Genomic DNA, 19,194 nt, shown 5'->3' with positions numbered 1-19,194 from the left:
GGCGCAAGCCTGAGCAGCCATTCCCTGCACCGGAGTGTTTCGTGCCGCGCCTCGCCGCGACCGTGTCGCAGCTGCAGGATGCCGTGGCGCACGCAACGTCGCCGGCAGCGCATCTGCCCACGGCTCGCTATGCGCCTCACCGTCCCGAGCGCACGCTGCTGTATTCGCTGGTGCAGGCGCATTGGCCGGACTTTCTCGCGCGCCGTGAGGTAGAAGACCGCTCGCTGCCCGAGTATGTGCGCGAGGAGTTCGAGACCTACCTGCGCTGCGGCGTGCTCGAGCACGGCTTCCTGCGCGTGGTCTGCGAGCACTGTCGTGCCGAGAGGCTGGTGGCGTATTCCTGCAAGAAGCGCGGCTTCTGCCCCAGCTGCGGCGCGCGGCGCATGGCCGAGTCGGCGCGGCATCTGGTGGACGAGGTGTTCGGCCCGCGGCCGGTGCGGCAATGGGTGCTGAGTTTCCCCTACCCGTTGCGCTTCCTGTTCGCCGGCAAACCGGATGCCATCAGCCCGGTGCTGGGCATCGTGCATCGTGTGATCGCCGGTTGGCTTGCCGATCAGGCCGGCGTGCCGCGGGATACGGCGCAATGCGGCGTGGTGACCCTGATCCAGCGCTTCGGCAGCGCGCTGAATCTCAACATCCACTTCCACATGCTGTGGCTCGACGGCGTGTACGAGGACACCACCGAGCGTCCGCAGCGCAAGCCGCGCCTGCACCGCACCCGTGCGCCCACATCGGCGCAACTGACGGAACTGGCCGGCACCATCGCGCATCGCGTCTGCCGGCACCTGACGCGCAAAGGCTGGCTGGAAGGCGAGGACGAATCCGTGTTCCTGTCCGACAGCGCGGGTAGCGACGACGGCATGGATGGGCTGCGGATGAGTTCGATGACCTACCGCATCGCCACCGGTCGCGACGCTGGCCGCAAGGTTGTCACGCTGCAAACATTGCCCGGTGACGCAGGCTCGCTGGAGGGCGATGCCGGCAAGGTCGGCGGCTTCTCGCTGCATGCCGGCGTGGCCGCGGAAGCACACGAAAGCCACAAGCTCGAAAAGCTGTGCCGCTACATCACGCGCCCGGCGATCAGCGATCAGCGGCTGTCGATCTCACCGCAGGGTAGGGTGCGGTATCAGCTCAAGACGCCGTGGCGAAATGGCACCACGCATGTCGAATGGGATGCGGTGGACTTCATCGCCAAGCTGGCGGCACTGGTCCCGCCGCCACGCGCGCATCTCACCCGCTTCCACGGCGTATTCGCCCCGAACGCGAATCTGCGCGCGCAGGTGACGCCATCGGGGCGCGGCAGGCGGCCTGCGGGCGATGCGGCGCCGGTTGACGCAAGCGCCCACGACGAGCCGCGCAGCCCCGAGCAGAAGCGCCGTGCGATGAGCTGGGCGCAACGGCTCAAGCGGGTCTTTTCCATCGACGTCACCACCTGCGCCCACTGCGGCGGCGCGGTGCGGATCGTCGCCAGCATCGAAGACCCCAAGGCCATTCGCGCCATCCTCGCCCACTTCGAGAAACACGGCGCGCTGGAGCAAGCGCACTACCGGCCCGCAGCGCGCGCCCCGCCGCCCGCCGCGTGATGAGGCGCCGGCCACACAGCCGGCAGCCAAGCCAGAGTCCGATCCGATGCGGCCACGACCCCGCAGGGCTGCGCTCGGCCCTGTGCCGGGATTCGGTGAGAAATGGCTACGCACTGAGCCGCTGCGTGGCCCCGCGATGTCGAAAACCCACGCATGAACCCCCGATCTGTGCCCGATCTGTGCCCAAAGCGGCGCTTGCGCGGCCGCTTCCTACCCGCCAGACTCGCCAAAAAGGGCGGTTGAACTTCCTATACCCAGAAGAAGGCCAGGGCGAAGACCAGGTACACGGCCAGCAGTTGCACGCCCTTGAGCCAGTCGGAGCGGCCATCGCCGGCGATCTGGCTGGTGATCAGCACCGACAGCAGCATGGTCAAGGTGAGGCCGGAGGTGAAGGCCAGGTTCATGGCAGTCGGGCCGATGAACAGGCTGCTCAGCACCAGCACTGGCGCCACGAACAGCGCCACCTGCAGGCTGGAACCGATGGAAATCGACAGTGCCAGGTCCATGCGGTTCTTCATCGCCGCGGTAATGGCCGAGGCATGCTCGGCGGCGTTGCCGAGAATGGCCACCACGAACACACCGATGAACAGGTTGGAGAGGCCGAAGGCCTTGGCACTGGGCTCGATGGCCCCGACCAGGATTTCACTGACCCAGGCGATCAGGGCCGTGGCCACAGCCAGAATCGCGATGGCCTTGCCCATCGGCCAGAGGTCCAGGGCCTCGCCGTCATCCTGGCGATTGCCGGCGAACAGGGCCTTGTGGGTCACCAGCGAGTAATACAGAAACAGGCCGTAGACCAGCAGCAACACCACGGAAATCGCATTGCTCAGGTGCTGCACCTTGCCCAACAGGGCCGGCGCCTCTTCGGCTCGCATCATGTACACCGCCGGCAGCACCAGGGCGATGGCGGCCAGGGTCAAAAGGCTGGCTTCGGCCCGAGCACCATCGGAATTGAAGTGCTGCTCCTTGAAGCGCAGGCCGCCGCAGAGCATGGAGGCGCCAAGCACCAGCAGGATGTTGCCGATGATCGAGCCGGCCAGGGAGGCCTTGACCACGTCATGGAGGCCCGCGCGCAGGGCAGCGATGGCGATGATCAGTTCGGTGGCGTTGCCGAAGGTGGCATTGAGCAGGCCGCCGACGCCTTCGCCGCTGCGTTCGGCCAGTTGCTCGGTGGCTTTGCCCAGCCAGCCAGCCAGCGGAATGATGGCGATGGCGGCGGCGATGAAAATCGCCAGATGCTGCTGGGGCGCCAGGTACTCCAGGACCAGGGTGACGGGTACGCAGAGCAGCAACCAGTTGAGCATGCCGTGGAACTCCCTTCGGGCAGTGAGATGGGGACGAGCGGACACAATTGGTTAAACACTCGCGTGAAGACAGTGTAATCAAGGCGCGCAGGCGCGAGCCAGACAATCCGCGGCGGCGCTGCCTCGCTTTGGTGCCGCGGCCGGAAAAATCCCCTCATGGCATGCCTTGTTTTGGTGCCTGTTTTTTGTGGGTATTTTCAAGATGCTGATTTAGAACGGGAATTTAACTGGCACGGGCCTTGCGATGTCTTCTGCGCCTGCAGCGAGAAGGAGTACGGCATGGCCCGGATTCTCTATGACGAGATGTACGACGCGAGTGGCGCTGTCCGCCCGCACTACCGCGAATTCGCCCGCTGGTTGGCGAATACCCCGCCCGAGCAACTGGCCCAGCGCCGCCGTGAGGCCGACCTGCTGTTCCACCGCGCTGGCATCACCTTCACCGTGTACGGGGATGACCAGGGTACCGAGCGCCTGATTCCCTTCGACACCATCCCGCGCAGCATCCCGGCCAGCGAGTGGCGCGTGGTCGAGCGCGGCTGCATTCAGCGGGTCAAGGCGCTGAACCTGTTTCTAGCCGACCTCTACCACGGCCAGCGCATCATCAAGGCCGGCATCATTCCGGCCGAGCAGGTGCTGGCCAACGAGGGCTACCAGATGGCGATGCAGGGCCTGGACCTGCACCGCAATCTCTACGCCCACATCGCCGGGGTCGATCTGGTGCGCGACGGCGACGGCAGCTACTACGTGCTGGAAGACAACCTGCGCACCCCCAGCGGCGTCAGCTACATGCTCGAAGACCGCAAGATGATGATGCGCCTGTTCCCCGAGCTGTTCGCCGCCCAGCGCATTGCGCCGATCGACCACTACCCGAGCCTGCTGCTGTCGACCCTGAAAAGCTCCAGTCCGGTGGATGACCCCAGCGTGGTGGTGCTGACGCCCGGGCACTTCAACAGCGCCTACTTCGAGCATGCCTTCCTCGCCCGCGAGATGGGCGTGGAGCTGGTGGAGGGCGCCGACCTGTTCGTCCGCGACGAGAAGGTATTCATGCGTACCACCGCCGGCCCGCAGCAGGTGGATGTGATCTACCGTCGCCTGGACGACGCCTTCCTCGATCCGCTGGCCTTCAATCCGGACTCCATGCTCGGCGTACCGGGCCTGCTGTCGGCCTACCGCGCCGGCAACGTGGTGCTGGCCAATGCCAACGGCGAGTTCGGCGACATGATCGAGTTCGGCATCCTGGACCCGACCAAGGTCACCCGCACCGCGCTGCAGAACGCCGCGTCCATCGCCGGCCTCATGATCACCACCGAAGCGATGGTGTCCGAGCTGCCGAAGAAGGAAGAGCCGGCGATGCCGCCGGGCGGCATGGGTGGCATGGGCGGCATGGATTTCTAAGCCCCGCGATCCATCAAGCAAGACCACAAAGCCCGGCCTCGTGCCGGGCTTTGTGCGTTCTGGCGTCCGAGGCGGGAGACTTCCTACCCGCCCCGCGGCAATGTCTGACGCGAAGATCAGAAAACGCCGATAAGAACGCGTGCTCGCGGGCGCAACCCTGAGCAGCCGTCCCTGCAACGGAGCGCTGCGTGCCGCGCCTGACCGCACCCCGGCGGCAGGCCGAGGTGTGCGCGCCACTGCCGGCCGCCCACGCCGCTGCGCGTTACGCGCGCCACCTGCCCGAGCGCACGCTGCTGTACGCGCTAGTGCAGGCGTACTACCCGGACTTCATCGCGCGTCTTGAGGCCGAAGACCGCCCGCTGCCCGAGTATGTGCGCGAGGAGTTCGAGACCTACCTGCGCTGCGGCGTGCTCGAGCACGGCTTCCTGCGCGTGGTCTGCGAGCACTGTCGTGCCGAGAGGCTGGTGGCGTATTCCTGCAAGAAGCGCGGCTTCTGCCCCAGCTGCGGCGCGCGGCGCATGGCCGAGTCGGCGCGGCATCTGGTGGACGAGGTGTTCGGCCCGCGGCCGGTGCGGCAATGGGTGCTGAGTTTCCCCTACCCGTTGCGCTTCCTGTTCGCCGGCAAACCGGATGCCATCAGCCCGGTGCTGGGCATCGTGCATCGTGTGATCGCCGGTTGGCTTGCCGATCAGGCCGGCGTGCCGCGGGATACGGCGCAATGCGGCGTGGTGACCCTGATCCAGCGCTTCGGCAGCGCGCTGAACCTGAATGTTCACTTCCACATGCTGTGGCTCGACGGCGTGTACGACGCGAACGTCGAGCCCCCGCGGCGCAAGCCGCGCCTGCGCCGCGCCCCCACCTCTGCGCAACTGACGCAGCTCGCCAACACCATCGCGCATCGCGTGTGCCGGCACCTGTCGCGCCGCGGCTGGCTCGAAGGCGAAGACGAATCCGTGTTCCTGTCCGACAGCGCGGGTAGCGACGACGGCATGGATGGGCTGCGGATGAGTTCGATGACCTACCGCATCGCCACCGGTCGCGACGCTGGCCGCAAGGTTGTCACGCTGCAAACATTGCCCGGTGACGCAGGCTCGCTGGAGGGCGATGCCGGCAAGGTCGGCGGCTTCTCGCTGCATGCCGGCGTGGCCGCGGAAGCACACGAAAGCCACAAGCTCGAAAAGCTGTGCCGCTACATCACGCGCCCGGCGATCAGCGAGCAGCGGCTGTCGATCTCACCGCAGGGTAGGGTGCGGTATCAGCTCAAGACGCCGTGGCGAAATGGGACCACCCATGTCGAATGGGATGCGGTGGACTTCATCGCCAAGCTGGCGGCACTGGTCCCGCCACCTCGCGCGCATCTCACCCGCTTCCACGGCGTATTCGCCCCGAATGCAAACCTGCGCGCGCAGCTGACGCCCTCGGGGCGCGGCAGGCGGCCTGCGGGCGATGCGGCGCCGGTTGACGCAAGCGCCCACGACGAGCCGCGCAGCCCCGAGCAGAAGCGCCGTGCGATGAGCTGGGCGCAACAGCTCAAGCGGGTCTTTTCCATCGACGTCACCACCTGCGCCCACTGCGGCGGCGCGGTGCGGATCGTCGCCAGCATCGAAGACCCCAAGGCCATTCGCGCCATCCTCGCCCACTTCGAGAAACACGGCGCGCTGGAGCAAGCGCACTACCGGCCCGCAGCGCGCGCCCCGCCGCCCGCCGCGTGATGAGGCGCCGGCCACACAGCCGGCAGCCAAGCCAGAGTCCGATCCGATGCGGCCACGACCCCGCAGGGCTGCGCTCGGCCCTGTGCCGGGATTCGGTGAGAAATGGCTACGCACTGAGCCGCTGCGTGGCCCCGCGATGTCGAAAACCCACGCATGAACCCCCGATCTGTGCCCGATCTGTGCCCAAAGCGGCGCTTGCGCGGCCGCTTCCTACCCGCTAGACTCGCAAAAAAGGGCGGTTGAACTTCCTATACCCATGAAAAAGGCACTTCTGCTCCTCTTCTCCCACACCGTCGTGCTGGTGGTGGGCTTTGCCATCGGCATCTACACCTTGCCCATTCTGATTGCACCGCCAGCGCCTGAAACCGAAGCTGTGGTGGCGCAAGCGGGCGAGGCCCGTTACCAGGGCCAGTTCCGGCGCGACCTCAAGGGCAGTGATCCCTTGCACTGGGGCGAGGGCACGGTGTCGGTGGGGCCTGAGAGCATCGGGCTGATGGGCAGGCTTGCGCCCGGGCCCGACTACAAGCTCTACCTGTCGCCCGAGTTCGTCGAAACCGAAGCCGACTTCCTGCGCCTGAAGGACCGCATGGTGCGGGTGGGCGACGTGAAGACCTTCAACAACTTTCTGGTGCCGGTTCCGGCCGGGGTGGACCCGTCGGACTACACCACGGTGATCGTCTGGTGCGAGCGCTTCGGCGAGTTCATCACCGCTGCGCAGTACCGGCCTTAGGCGCCTGCGCTGCCATACCGCAGCACTTCCCGCAGGCCGGCAAAGCGGCGGCGGTACTGGGCCGGCGTGAGGTTCACTTCGCGCTTGAACAGGCGCGCGAAGTAGCCTGCATCTTCGTAGCCCACCTGCTCGGCCACGGCCTCGATCGGGTCGTCGGTGGATTCGAGCAGCTGCTTGGCTTCCTCCAGCCGCACGTGGTGCACGTACTGCAGCGGCGACAGGCCAGTGGCCTGCTGGAAGCGCCGCACAAAGGAACGCTCGGACAGACCGGAGACGCGGGTCATGGAGGCCACTGGGCTGGGTTCGCGGTAGTGTTCGGCGGCCCACAGCTGGCAGCGCGTGATGACGGCGTCGTCCGACTGGCGACTGGCTGAGAGCCGGGCGAAGGGCTGCTGCCCGCTGTCGTGCCAGTCGATCAGGTAGATGCGCGCCATCTGCATGGCCACTTCCAGGCTCACCAGCCGGGCAATCAGGTACAGGCCCAGGTCTTGCCACGAAGTGCCACCCCCGGCCATCACCAGCCGCTGGCCCTCGCCGGCCGTGACCAGGGCGCGCTGCCGGTGCAGCCGGATGCGCGGGTGACGCTGCGCCAGCGCGTCGCAGTAGGCCCAGTGGGTGGTGGCGTCTTCGCCGTCGAGCAGGCCGGCTTCGGCCATCAGCAAGGCGCCCGAGCAGGCCGTGGCGATCACCGCGCCGCCGGCATGGGCCTGCCGCAACCACGCAACCTCGGCCTCGAACCGGCCGCGCAGATCGGCGCTGGGCAGCACGAACACCTCGGGAATGCAGATCACCTGCGGGGCGGGAACGTCGGCCAGTGCGGCATGCGGCACCACGGGCACGCCGTTGGCCACGGTCAGGGGCTGGCCATCGGCAGAGACGATCTGCACCCGCAGCGCCGATTCGCCGGGGCGGTCTTCCACCACCAGCGGCCAGTCGCGCCCCGCGCCCATGAGCAGGTCGCTCAGGCCGTACAGCACCGAGGCCGTGACCTCGGGCATGGCCAGAATGGCGATGTGGGCGGGTTCGGCGGTGCCGGACGCACCAGCCGAAACGGCCACTGCCAACGCCAGCCGCTGACGGCAGACGCTGAAGGGCTGACTGGCGCCGTCGCCATCAGCCCGCCGGCGGCACCAGTACCTCGCCGCGCATCAGCACGCGTGCGGAGCGCGACATCACTGCTTTCTGGCCTCCGACGTGGGAAACGCCCTGTCTTAAGCGCGGCGATGTCCGATACGAAAACCGGAAAAGGCCGATATGAACCGGCCGGGGTGGGCGCAAGCCTGAGCAGCCATTCCCTGCACCGGAGTGTTTCGTGCCGCGCCTCGCCGCGACCGTGTCGCAGCTGCAGGATGCCGTGGCGCACGCAACGTCGCCGGCAGCGCATCTGCCCACGGCTCGCTATGCGCCTCACCGTCCCGAGCGCACGTTGCTGTATGCGCTGGTGCAGGCGCATTGGCCGGACTTTCTCGCGCGCCGTGAGGTAGAAGACCGCCCGCTGCCCGAGTATGTGCGCGAGGAGTTCGAGACCTACCTGCGCTGCGGCGTGCTCGAGCACGGTTTCCTGCGCGTGGTGTGCGAGCAGTGCCGGGCCGAGAGGCTGGTGGCCTTCTCCTGCAAGAAGCGCGGCTTCTGCCCCAGCTGCGGGGCGCGGCGCATGGCCGAGAGCGCGCGGCACCTGGTGGAGGAGGTGTTTGGCCCGCGGCCGGTGCGGCAATGGGTGCTGAGTTTCCCCTACCCGTTGCGCTTCCTGTTCGCCAGCAAGCCGGAGGCCATCAGCCCGGTGCTGGGCATCGTGCATCGTGTGATCGCCGGTTGGCTTGCCGATCAGGCCGGCGTGCCGCGGGATACGGCGCAATGCGGTGCGGTGACCCTGATCCAGCGCTTCGGCAGCGCGCTGAACCTGAATGTTCACTTCCACATGCTGTGGCTCGACGGCGTGTACGACGCGAACGTCGAGCCCCCGCGGCGCAAGCCGCGCCTGCGCCGCGCCCCCACCTCTGCGCAACTGACGCAGCTCGCCAACACCATCGCGCATCGCGTGTGCCGGCACCTGTCGCGCCGCGGCTGGCTCGAAGGCGAAGACGAATCCGTGTTCCTGTCCGACAGCGCGGGTAGCGACGACGGCATGGATGGGCTGCGGATGAGTTCGATGACCTACCGCATCGCCACCGGTCGCGACGCTGGCCGCAAGGTTGTCACGCTGCAAACATTGCCCGGTGACGCAGGCTCGCTGGAGGGCGATGCCGGCAAGGTCGGCGGCTTCTCGCTGCATGCCGGCGTGGCCGCGGAAGCACACGAAAGCCACAAGCTCGAAAAGCTGTGCCGCTACATCACGCGCCCGGCGATCAGCGAGCAGCGGCTATCGATCTCGCCACAGGGCAGGGTGCGTTACCAGCTCAAGACGCCATGGCGCAATGGCACCACCCATGTCGAATGGGATGCGGTCGACTTCATCGCGAAACTGGCCGCACTGGTCCCGCCACCTCGCGCCCACCTGACCCGTTTCCACGGTGTGTTTGCCCCGAATGCAAACCTGCGCGCGCAGCTGACGCCCTCGGGGCGCGGCAAGCGGCCTGCGGGCGATGCGGTGCCAGTGGACGTCAGCGCCCACGACGAGCCGCGCAGCCCCGAGCAGAAGCGCCGTGCGATGAGCTGGGCGCAACGGCTCAAGCGGGTCTTTTCCATCGACGTCACCACCTGCGCCCACTGCGGCGGCGCGGTGCGGATCGTCGCCAGCATCGAAGACCCCAAGGCCATTCGCGCCATCCTCGCCCACTTCGAGAAACACGGCGCGCTGGAGCAAGCGCACTACCGGCCCGCAGCGCGCGCCCCGCCGCCCGCCGCGTGATGAGGCGCCGGCCACACAGCCGGCAGCCAAGCCAGAGTCCGATCCGATGCGGCCACGACCCCGCAGGGCTGCGCTCGGCCCTGTGCCGGGATTCGGTGAGAAATGGCTACGCACTGAGCCGCTGCGTGGCCCCGCGATGTCGAAAACCCACGCATGAACCCCCGATCTGTGCCCGATCTGTGCCCAAAGCGGCGCTTGCGCGGCCGCTTCCTACCCGCCAGACTCGCCAAAAAGGGCGGTTGAACTTCCTATACCCACCTCTGGTGGGCAAAACCAACAAAGCTCGATAAATCCGCTGCCGTTTACTAGGGCCTGTTAACACATCCTCAGTCCATCAGCGACGAGCACGAAGCTGATGAAGCCCAGGAACATGAGGTCGAGTTTCTCGAACCGCGAGAAGATACGGCGATAGCCTTTGAGTCGACGGAACAACCGCTCCACCTCATTGCGGCGCTTGTACATCTCGCGGTCGTAGTCCCACGGTTCGATCCGCGTCTTCATTGGTGGCACCACCGGAATGAAACCCAGATCCAGTGCCAGCTGCCGTGTCTCGTTGCCTTCGTAGGCACGGTCCATCAACAAATGCACCGGTCTGCTGGTCGGCCCAAGACTGCTGAGCAGGCGCCGGCCTTCGGGTGCGTCGTGCGCCTGCCCAGGCGAGAGGCAAAACGTCACGGCCGTTCGAGCATCCGCGGCAACCATATGAATCTTGGTGTTCCATCCGCCTCGGGACTTTCCGATGGACTGCGGACCTTTTTTTTAGTGCCCCTGTGCCGTCGGGATGGACCTTGATGCTTGTGGAGTCCAGCGAGACGGCTTCGATCCTGATACGCACGACTTGCGCACGCTGCAACTCCTCGAACATGCGATCCAGGACGCCAGCTTTGGTCCAGCGATTCATGCGCGTGTAAATCGTGTGCCAGTTGCCGAAGCGTTTGGGCAGTCCGCGCCACTTGCAACCATGTTCGGCCACATAGAGGATCGCATTGACCACCTGCAGATTGCTCAGGCTGACGTTGCCACGCTGCCTGGGCAGGCAGTGTTCAATGGTAGCGAATTGTTCGGGCGTGATCTCCATGTCGGAGATTTTCTGGCGCAATCGTCGCCGTCGCCATTAGTGTTAACACGCCCTAGGCCACCGACGACGGTCTGGAGCGCTACGCCGGCCACGTAGCGACGCGCGGTCTGCAGGCCGTTCTGGATCAGGATCTCCACCCCGCCGATGTACAGCGTGGTGGTGGTGCCGTCCTGACGCTTATAGCGCTGCCCGTCCGGGCCGTACCAGAATCGCGTGGTCTGCCCGTTGCCCATCTGAATCTCGTGGGCCTTTCCGTCGGCGGTGTACCGAATGGTCCGGTCATTGCTGCTGCCTGGCGCGTCGCGCAGCGTCTGATTGCCGCGATCATCATAGTAGTAGAACGTGGCGGTAGCGCCGTCGCCGGTCCTGTTGACCGCGTGGGGACTGTTGGCCACGGACGTGACCGCCGCTGCGGTCGTGGCCGTGCGCGTCAGCGTCGCCAATTGAGCGCCCGCGGTGGGTAGCGCGATCTGCTGTGGAGTCGCTCGTGCCGATTTGGTTCTGTGCTGCCAACCGCCGCCCTGCGGCTGCTTGAAGCCAAGCGACCAACTGTCGGCTTCGTCATCCCAACTTGGCCGGTCACTGTCCGCGCTGTAGCGGCGGTAGCGGCCTTCCGGCGCAAGCATTTGGCCGCGATTGAGCACGGGGGAGATAGAGCGTGTCGCAGCGCCTGAAAACAGGGAGGGCGACGTTGTTGATTGACTGGCCAGCGAAGGGACGGTCGCCGCCTGCGCCATCGGCAACGCGCCCACACACCCGTCGGCGCCGGGGTAGCCATAGCCCAACCCATCCTTGCTGCAGATATTGCCGAGCTGGTCATAGGCATTAGCCAGCAGCACTTGGTTGACGGTGATGCCGTTGGCCATCGTCAGCCGTCCCTCGGTCACCCGGTTGAGGCTGTCGTAGGTGAACTGCTCAAGGTACCGGCCTTCCTTTTGGTGAGAGGCCAGGTTGCCTGCCCCATCCCACACATAGCTTTCTTGCACCAGATTGCAGGAGGTGGTGCCTGCACAGATTTGGGTCAAGCGGCCGCTGGTGGCGTGATACTGCTTGCGCACCTCCATGTTCGCCTGGCCGGCACGAATCTCCCGGCTGACATTGCCCCAGGCGTCTGTGGCCAGCGTGCGGTTGTAGGTGTCGACCGCACTGCTGCACGTTGGATCCGCGTCGAGCGCATCGCTGGAACACGTGGCCCGGGCCCCGCGTGCACCGAACTCGGTCTTGCTCCAAGCACCACTGGCATCGCGCGACTTCCATGGTCGGCCGAGCGTGTCGTACTGCACCTCAGTACCGAACATACCCTCCTCGACCATGATGCTCATGCCGGCGGGCCGCCCCATGGGGTCATACTGGAACTGTCGGTCGTACTGGGTCGCTGTACCCGCCTGACCCGCCCAGGCGGCGTACTGGCCCGTGGTCGTTTCCATGACAGGCTGACCGCTGGCATTTGCCTGAGTGTCGTATTGAGTCGTCGTCTGGCTTTCGATCGTACCGCCCGGCAATTTGGCGGTGATCCGCCAGGCACGTCCTCGCGCATCGATCTCGCGCTCGGTGCGATAGCCGCCATTGTCGGTCTGGGCAATCACTTCGCCCAGCGCGTTGTACTCCAGCGTGGTGGTGCCCGTGTCAGGATCGACCTGCTGAATCTTGCGACCCGATACATCGTAGACGAAGGTGTTGGTGATGATGCCGGCGCCAGCGTTGCGGGTCACGCTCGCCACGTTGCCATCGGCTTGATAGGTGAACTGGGTGGTAAAGCCGCTGGCATCCTGCATGGACAGCACCTCACCCTTGCCGTTGATCACCTGCACGGTCGGGTTGCTGCGCTGATCCCACGCCGTAGTAGTCCGTCCAGCGTACTGGGTGCTCTGCTGGGATCCATCGGGCGCTTGGATAAGCGTGGGACGTCCCAGCAGGTCGTACGTGGTGGTCGCCCACGATCGGGAGGGCGCACTGCAGACGCTGCCCACGTCGGTCGGACCGGTGGTGCCCGCCGTACCAGACAGGAAGAACGGCACGGACGTTTTCGCCACGCGTCCGGCACTGTCGTACTCCGTGCAGGTAGCCGACACGTCCTGGTCGATCACGCCGACATTGAAGCTCTCGCTGGCCTTCATGATCGGACGGCCCAGTACGTCGAACCAAGTCCACTGGCGTGGAGATGCCGTGGCTGCGATCTGTTGCCGGAAGACCGCACCGGCCGGGCATGGCACGGCACCTGTGCCGCTGCACCAGCGGTACGTGGTGGTGCCGGTAACGCCGCCATTTCCTGGTGATGCACCGGGCATGGTCTGGGTCCAGCTAAAGTAGTCTCGGCCCAACGCTCCCTTGATCGCCACCGATCGCACGCCATTGACGTCCAGCACGTCGGTGGCCTCGCCGAAGATGTTGCGGGAGACCACGTAGGTGGTCCGACGCTCTTGGCTCCCCATTACGTCCGAGAAAGGCTCGTAGGTCGCCACCGGAAAGCGGCCTTGGGCGTCGTACTCCACGCGAGAGTAGCGGCGGATGGCATCCAGGCTCGAAGGTTTGAACACGAAACCCGACAACGAACAGTCCGTGGCGGGCGTAGCGCAGGTCACGGACTGCAGGCGGTTGCCGTATTCGTCAAGCACATAGGCGCTGGCCGACGATAGATTCGCCGCGGCGCCTGGCTGGGCCTGTTCTAGCGTCAACAATCCTGTCTTGGCACCGCTCATCGCGTAGCCAAAGGCGGCCGTACGCACCACATCCGGGTAGCCTGGCCGCCGATGGGTAATGGTGCTGGCCGTCAGGCGTCCGAGTCGCCAGGCACCGACATCGTCGCTGTACGTGTTCTGGGTGATCTGCGTGGCCGTCAGGGTCGAAGCGCCGGTGTAGGTGTCCACCACGGTTTGGGTCACGTTGCCGTGACTGCCATAGGTAAACGCCGTGGCGAACTTGCTGGTGACCTCACCAGTGAAGGGATCGCGCAGCGACTCCTCGCTGCCCTGCGTACGGACGTGGATCGGTATCTGGGTGGCCAGCGAGGTGGGAGCCATCTCCCAGCTCTGCACGCTGTTGGAGAACCATTGCCCGCCCAGGTCAGGGTGCGTCGCACCAGGCCCACCAAAGCAGCCATTGCCCGGTGTGTCGGTCAAACAAGCGGACACCGCATACGGACTGGTCACCGCCTTCTTGACGGTCTGCATCGGCATGCCGGTGAAGGGGAAGTTCTGGGCGTAGGTGCTCATCGTCACCACATGCCCACCGGTCTGGTTAGGATCGATCGTCTCGATGCTGCCAAAGCCCAGGAAGCCACGACCACCGGCCTGTACGCGAGCATTGGCATAGCGGTAGTACAGGCTGGCCATGGCGCCCGGATTGCCTGCCCGTGGTGCGCTGCTGCTGGCCTTGGCCACGACGTAGGTCGGCGCCAGCAGATCCACGACGGGCGAGCCCCGGCCCCAGTTCAGGCCATTGCGCGAGCCCGTACTGCGGCGGTAGATCGCCGTGTTGGTGAGGGGGGCGTACTGCAGCTGCGTGGTGGCACCCAGGCCATTGGTGATGCTGGTAATTAGATCGCGCGGCTGGAACGCTTGGGCGCTACGCGAGAACGCCGTGCCAACCGTGCTGCCGGAAAAGCTCAGCGCCTGGAAATCCATGTTTCCATCGCCATCAACGTCCCCGAAGATGGGGACGTGCTTGTTCTGGTCGCAGCCGCTACCTTGGCACAGGCGCGCATTGCCACCTGGCAGCGTCGCGCCGCTCGCGAATCCGCCTTCGGGCAGAGCGCGCCGCACCGCGTAGCCCTTGTGGGTGCCGTAGTTGACCAGATACAGCATGTCGGCGCGGCCATCGCCAGTCACATCCAAAAAGCGCGCCTGGTCTCGGTAGTCGGTCAACGTCAACGCACCGCCGCCGACAAAGTAACGACCGTTGTTCAGGGCATAGCCCCACTCGGAGTTCGAGGTGCTGCGCACAGCACGATCGCTCAGACCATCGCCGTTGAAATCGGCGAACACCACGGCATGAGGATTGCCGACCGAGACGACATCAAAACCCGCCAATGACACTTGGCTGGCTGTCTGCGCTTGCACGGTCAGCGCATAGAGCGAGTCGGAGGTGACCCGTTCCCAGCACGGATCATTCGGCACGGAGAACGCGACCGCGGTGCCCGCGTCCTCCTCATCATTGTGGAAGCGCGAAATGAAGCCTGGCGTGCTGCCATCATTGACACGACGTTCCAGTGGCCCAATCTCACACCCCGGAAAGCCGGTGAACACATCGGCACGGGTGGTGATGCGAATCAGCAGGTCTGATGCCGCATCACCGTTGAAGTCCACCATCTGCATGAAGCCGGTCTTGGTGGTCAGGGTGCCGGAGATGGTGCGCTCGCAGTTGCGCGTCATGTTGTCGAACGGATCATCACAGCCCAGTGCCGGCGGCGGCAATGTCGTCTCATCCACGACCACGGACCGCTCGGCACCCCAAGCGAACCCGCCGGCCTGGCGCTCCATCAATCGTGCCCGCAAGGTACCGGTCGTGGGATACACGATGTCGGTCAAGCCATCACCGTTGAGATCGGCAAGGTGCACTTGGGAAGACTCAGCCGTGGCGGAGGGCACGATCGGAGACAGGCCCGCGATCAGGTTGGTGGCCATGTCGAAATGCACGCCGTTGGAGGGGTGCACGCGCCAGCCTTGGCCGGTGAAGCTGGAAACGAACAGGTCATCCAGCCCGTCGCCGTTGTAGTCGAACAGATGCCAGGCGCCCTCACCACGGTCGGTGATGTTGGCCGGCACGCAATTCCACGTCGCGTTGGCGTAGGACGGCTGCCCGCTGGCATTGAGCGTGCCCAGCATCGAGATCACCCAACTGCCACCCGAGCACCCGGTACCTGCCAGGTACAACACCGCAAGGTCCTGGCGACCATCGCCGTTGATATCGCCCAGCTTGAAGTTCTTGAAGTGATCGGTAGCCAACGTCAGATTGGGCGGCGCCTCGTACGTGGCGAACGCGTGGGTAGCCGTGCTCCAGCCGAACATGGTCGCCGCCGAGCAGACAGCGCCTGTGTTGTCCCGGCACTCCTGCAGTCCGACGAGCGTGTCCTGGCCACTGCCCGAGGGCGAAGGGGCATAGGTGAGTACGTAATGCCGTGCCTGCTGGTCGGTGGGACAGCCGGTACCGGCACTGGCGCAGCTGGTGATGCTTTCCAGGCGTTGCGTGGCGGTGACCATACCGCCGGCGAAGTAGCCGCGACTCCACTGCGCGCTGGGCAGCGTACTGTAGTTGAACTGCACCTTGGCGTAGGGCGCACTGGAGACCGACTGTCCGGCCAGGGCTACCTTGCCGGTGTAGCGGATCTCCCGGATATGGTGCTCCCCCGTGCCGGCGCCGGAGGGGTTCTCGTTGTAGAGATAATCGATGTAGTTGCCCGTCGAATCCTGGAAGCGGGTCTGCGCCCAGCTGATCGCAGCGCCGGGGTTGAGCGGAGACGTGGTCTCCACGTATCCATCCGGACGGGTGGCTCCACCGCTGTTGCTGTCCCGGTCGCCGTACCAGCTGATTGAACCATCCTTGCGCTCGACGGTGAAGAACGCCGGGCCGGTCGTAACGCCAGTAGGTGTGTAGGCACAAACGCGCGTGAAGCTCTCAAGCTCAGTGGCCAGCGCTAAGCCACTCATGCCGCCGGCCGAGGGACATGAAGCACTGGAAGCAATGAGCCGCTGTCCGTCCAGGCAGAAACGATCAGCCTCACCAAAGCTGATGGGCCGGGGGTTGCCGTCCGGTGTGGCACCACCAAGGAAGTCGCCCGCTTCTCGGGTGGCCCGGCACCGTGTGATTGAGGACAGCCCCGATAGAGCCCAGCCTTTGCCCAGCGCGCCGTAGGCGCCTTGGCTGGAATATGTGAGGGCGAGCTGGGGCGCCACCCCCGTCGTGCCAGGAACGGCGTAGATCGGTACGCTGTAAGTGGCTGCGCCGGACTCGTCAACCCGGAACTCGCCCGCCGAGGCCGACACGCTGTCAGAGAGCGGATCGGGACTTACCAGGACCTGCGGCGGCAGGTTGCCGCCGGTCACCCTCGCAACCACCTCGAACGCAAAGAAGCCCAAGGGCGTCAGGATGAGGCTAGAGACCAGTAACAGCAGCGCGGCAGCGCCGACGGAAATGCGCGAGGAAGCTTGATCGGGCATGGCGGAACTCCGTTTCCGCAGCGGTCAGTGCCCGCGCGGTACGTCACGGTGGCAACGACAATCCCCGTTGAAGCCCTACTGCGACCGGCCCCCACCGGGATTACAGACTGCGACCGTGGTCACGCGCGCGGCCGCGTGGCGGCAGTATCCGCAGTGATCGAACAAGGCGCAACAGGAGGTATCAAGTAAATGCGTGTACGTGGCGCCTAGCCCAATCGTTGTCGGTGGAGGGGCGGACGGATACATTGGTTTGCGGGAGGCGGCTCGCCCGGGCTCGCTGTAATCGAGCGCTTCAGGTCTGGCGAGCAATTCGGAATTGAAATCGACAGGGGAAACCGAATGAGAATGACGTGGCGGCTGGCCTTGGGCCTGCTCTTATTGCCGATAACGGGTTGCGCGAGCATGCAGGTGGATCGCGACCTCAAGCATGCCGAGCTTTCGCAACAGTATCGCGGCGCCATCGCTCAGGTGACCGCACCTGATGCCACCGAGCCGTGTACTACCCCCAATGCGGGCACGGCATGGACCATGTTCGACTTCACGCCCAGCACGCCAGTTGTCAGGCTTCCCAGCGGGATGAATGCTGCTGCGATATGCGTTCGCATCCCTGAAGGCGCGCGAGCCATGGAGATGCACTCGGATGCGAAGGGTGGAATGACGTACTTCGAACTGATTGTGCTGCACCCATCCCAACAATTTCTGGATGGGAACAAGCAGTTGATCAAGGATCTGCCGGGACCAAAGTTGTCTCCGCAGGACACACTCAATGGCTTTGGCTTGTATGGAGTTACCGTCCTGACCACGGACCTGAGCAACGCTCGATATGCCATTGTGTACGTGCACCCTGAGAGCTTGGAGGGCGCCGTTGACGTTTATACGGGGTATCACACGATCCCGGTCCCGTATGGTCCCTACGGACAAGTCAAAATTCGATTTAAGTGAAAGCCCGGGCGAGACAAGGCGGCCCGGTGCGACTCGCTACAGTCAGTGGGGTTGGGCCGAAAGAGGTGTGAAGGACTGCTAATGGGCGGTGCGAAGACCGAATGGATGGAGGTCCAGGAACGAGGCTGGTCCGCGCCCGAGACGTTTGTGTGCGCCGATTGTGTGGAGGATCCATACCTAAAGGAGCTGATCAAAGGGGCCGTTTGCGCTAACACCTGCGATTACTGCGACCGACATGACATTACGGGCATCGCGACCTCGGCCGAGGTTGTCATTCAGGCGATATACGATGCTGTTCACACTTACTACTGTGAGCCGGCGGCGGGCGGTGTCCCTTATGAACACGGGTTCGTCATTAAGCCGATCGGCATCGACCACGTCCTGTACAACCTGGGATTCGATGGGCATCCGGATTTCGTTCAAGCCGTAGTTGACGCTGAAGTCAATGGCGACCATTTCGTGCCCGCGGCCGATGGATATTGGGCAGGAAGCCATCCACACGAAGTGCTCTCGTTCGGATGGCGTTCTTTCGTCCATACCGTGAAGCACGAAACGCGCTTTCATTTTTCCGAAGGACCACAAGCCGATGTGATGTCGCCTTACGAGATCGACGTTCGCGAGGTGCTGCCTGCAATTGCATTCCGCCTACGCCCGCTCATCCGCAATCTCGCGGCAGGCACGCAGGTTTATCGGGCGCGAGTACGACGACGTGGCCAAGCTTGGCAACCGACTGCGAAAGAGATGGGGGCACCCCCAAAGGAAGTCGCGTCCGCGGGTCGGATGAATCCCGCAGGTATTCCTTATCTATATACCGCATTTGAAAGGTCGACGGCCCGCCTCGAAGCCGGCATCACAGGGCGCACGAGCCATACGGTCTTCATAGCCACATTCCTGCTCTCTGCGCCATTACAGGTCATCGACCTCACCTTGCTTCCCGCTGTCCCATCACTCTTTGATCTCGCCAACAAGGAGGCACGTGAACAGGCTCTGTTCATTCGCGCATTCGTCGATGCAATCAGTGTCCCCGTAACGAAGGACGGAAGTGAGCACATTGACTACGTTCCAACTCAGGTGATCTGCGAGTATCTGGCTCAGATTTTTGAACCGACACCCGGGACGAGGTTGGGCGGCTTGATTTATCCGAGCACCCTGCAAGCCGGCGGAAAGAACCTCGTTGTATTTCCAGAGGATAGGTACGTAGGCAGCTATCAGGGCGTAATTTTTGCCGGCGCCGGAAAATGAGATTTTGGCAACATGCGTATCGAGAGGCATCTTGTTAGGAATACAGTCATCGAGCATGACGTCCACGACAGGGACATCCAGCGATTCGTGGCATGCATGGGCGATAGGCAGGCGATAGCGGCAGCCAGTTTCACTGAGTCGGCTGGCGGGCTGCTTTGGGCAAAGGATGCTTCCTCACTGCCGCTGATCGATGAGCAGCGATCTG

Annotated in this window: 10 protein-coding genes and 2 pseudogenes; 8 read left to right on the top strand and 4 right to left on the bottom strand. The window is 64.8% G+C overall.

Annotated features, from left to right (window positions below; all coding sequences use genetic code 11):
• Positions 1–41: 41 nt before the first annotated feature.
• Positions 42–1,583: an ISCR element clade Ia family transposase gene (locus tag AC1VXC_RS08875; protein WP_482995034.1), complete on the top strand. Its 1,542-nt coding sequence runs from the start codon at positions 42–44 to the stop codon at positions 1,581–1,583.
• Positions 1,584–1,831: 248 nt separating this feature from the next.
• Here the strand turns inward: AC1VXC_RS08875 and cax are convergent, their stop codons facing one another.
• Positions 1,832–2,887 (bottom strand): calcium/proton exchanger, encoded by a 1,056-nt coding sequence (gene cax, locus AC1VXC_RS08870; RefSeq protein WP_481539985.1) that lies wholly within the window; start codon positions 2,885–2,887, stop codon positions 1,832–1,834.
• Positions 2,888–3,043: 156 nt separating this feature from the next.
• Between cax and AC1VXC_RS08865 the strand changes: the two are divergent.
• The 4 genes and pseudogenes from AC1VXC_RS08865 to AC1VXC_RS08850 form a co-directional block, all read left to right on the top strand.
• A pseudogene (locus AC1VXC_RS08865) lies at positions 3,044–4,084 on the top strand (circularly permuted type 2 ATP-grasp protein); the annotation flags it as partial.
• A pseudogene (gene groEL / locus AC1VXC_RS08860) lies at positions 4,085–4,282 on the top strand (chaperonin GroEL); the annotation flags it as partial. It lies immediately after the preceding pseudogene.
• A gap of 188 nt (positions 4,283–4,470) precedes the next feature.
• Entirely contained in the window at positions 4,471–5,994 is a 1,524-nt protein-coding gene (locus AC1VXC_RS08855) for an ISCR element clade Ia family transposase (protein WP_482995033.1), read from the top strand.
• Between the two features lie 256 nt (positions 5,995–6,250).
• The gene (locus AC1VXC_RS08850) at positions 6,251–6,724 is read left to right on the top strand and encodes a DM13 domain-containing protein (RefSeq protein ID WP_449302002.1); all 474 of its coding nucleotides are present in this window, start codon (positions 6,251–6,253) and stop codon (positions 6,722–6,724) included.
• Here AC1VXC_RS08850 and AC1VXC_RS08845 read toward each other — a convergent pair.
• The gene (locus tag AC1VXC_RS08845; RefSeq protein ID WP_449302001.1) at positions 6,721–7,782 is read right to left on the bottom strand and encodes a GlxA family transcriptional regulator; all 1,062 of its coding nucleotides are present in this window, start codon (positions 7,780–7,782) and stop codon (positions 6,721–6,723) included. The two genes, AC1VXC_RS08850 and AC1VXC_RS08845, sit on opposite strands and share 4 nt — an antisense overlap.
• 254 nt (positions 7,783–8,036) lie before the next feature.
• On the opposite strand from AC1VXC_RS08845, the gene AC1VXC_RS08840 reads away from it, so the two are divergent.
• Positions 8,037–9,572, top strand: a complete 1,536-nt coding sequence (locus AC1VXC_RS08840) for an ISCR element clade Ia family transposase (RefSeq protein WP_449302000.1) — start codon at positions 8,037–8,039, stop codon at positions 9,570–9,572.
• Positions 9,573–9,887: 315 nt separating this feature from the next.
• Here AC1VXC_RS08840 and AC1VXC_RS08835 read toward each other — a convergent pair.
• Together AC1VXC_RS08835 and AC1VXC_RS08830 are read right to left on the bottom strand one after the other, a co-directional pair.
• Positions 9,888–10,650, bottom strand: a protein-coding gene (locus AC1VXC_RS08835; RefSeq protein ID WP_150359743.1) for an IS5 family transposase whose coding sequence is annotated in 2 segments (ribosomal slippage) — positions 9,888–10,326 and positions 10,325–10,650 — 765 coding nt in all. Because the reading frame shifts where the segments join, the coding sequence is not laid out codon by codon here.
• Positions 10,578–16,805, bottom strand: a complete 6,228-nt coding sequence (locus AC1VXC_RS08830) for a toxin TcdB middle/N-terminal domain-containing protein (protein ID WP_449301999.1) — start codon at positions 16,803–16,805, stop codon at positions 10,578–10,580. The genes AC1VXC_RS08835 and AC1VXC_RS08830 overlap by 73 nt, the downstream gene beginning before the upstream one ends.
• 345 nt (positions 16,806–17,150) lie before the next feature.
• On the opposite strand from AC1VXC_RS08830, the gene AC1VXC_RS08825 reads away from it, so the two are divergent.
• Both AC1VXC_RS08825 and AC1VXC_RS08820 read left to right on the top strand, forming a co-directional pair.
• Positions 17,151–17,747 (top strand): hypothetical protein, encoded by a 597-nt coding sequence (locus AC1VXC_RS08825; RefSeq protein ID WP_449301998.1) that lies wholly within the window; start codon positions 17,151–17,153, stop codon positions 17,745–17,747.
• A gap of 81 nt (positions 17,748–17,828) precedes the next feature.
• The gene (locus AC1VXC_RS08820) at positions 17,829–18,989 is read left to right on the top strand and encodes an RES family NAD+ phosphorylase (RefSeq protein WP_449301997.1); all 1,161 of its coding nucleotides are present in this window, start codon (positions 17,829–17,831) and stop codon (positions 18,987–18,989) included.
• The last annotated feature ends 205 nt before the right edge of the window (positions 18,990–19,194 follow it).

It is taken from the genome of Stenotrophomonas sp. STEN033 (assembly GCF_056856655.1).
Note: the sequence above shows the minus strand (reverse complement) of the source record. Positions and strands in the feature narration are given on the sequence as shown.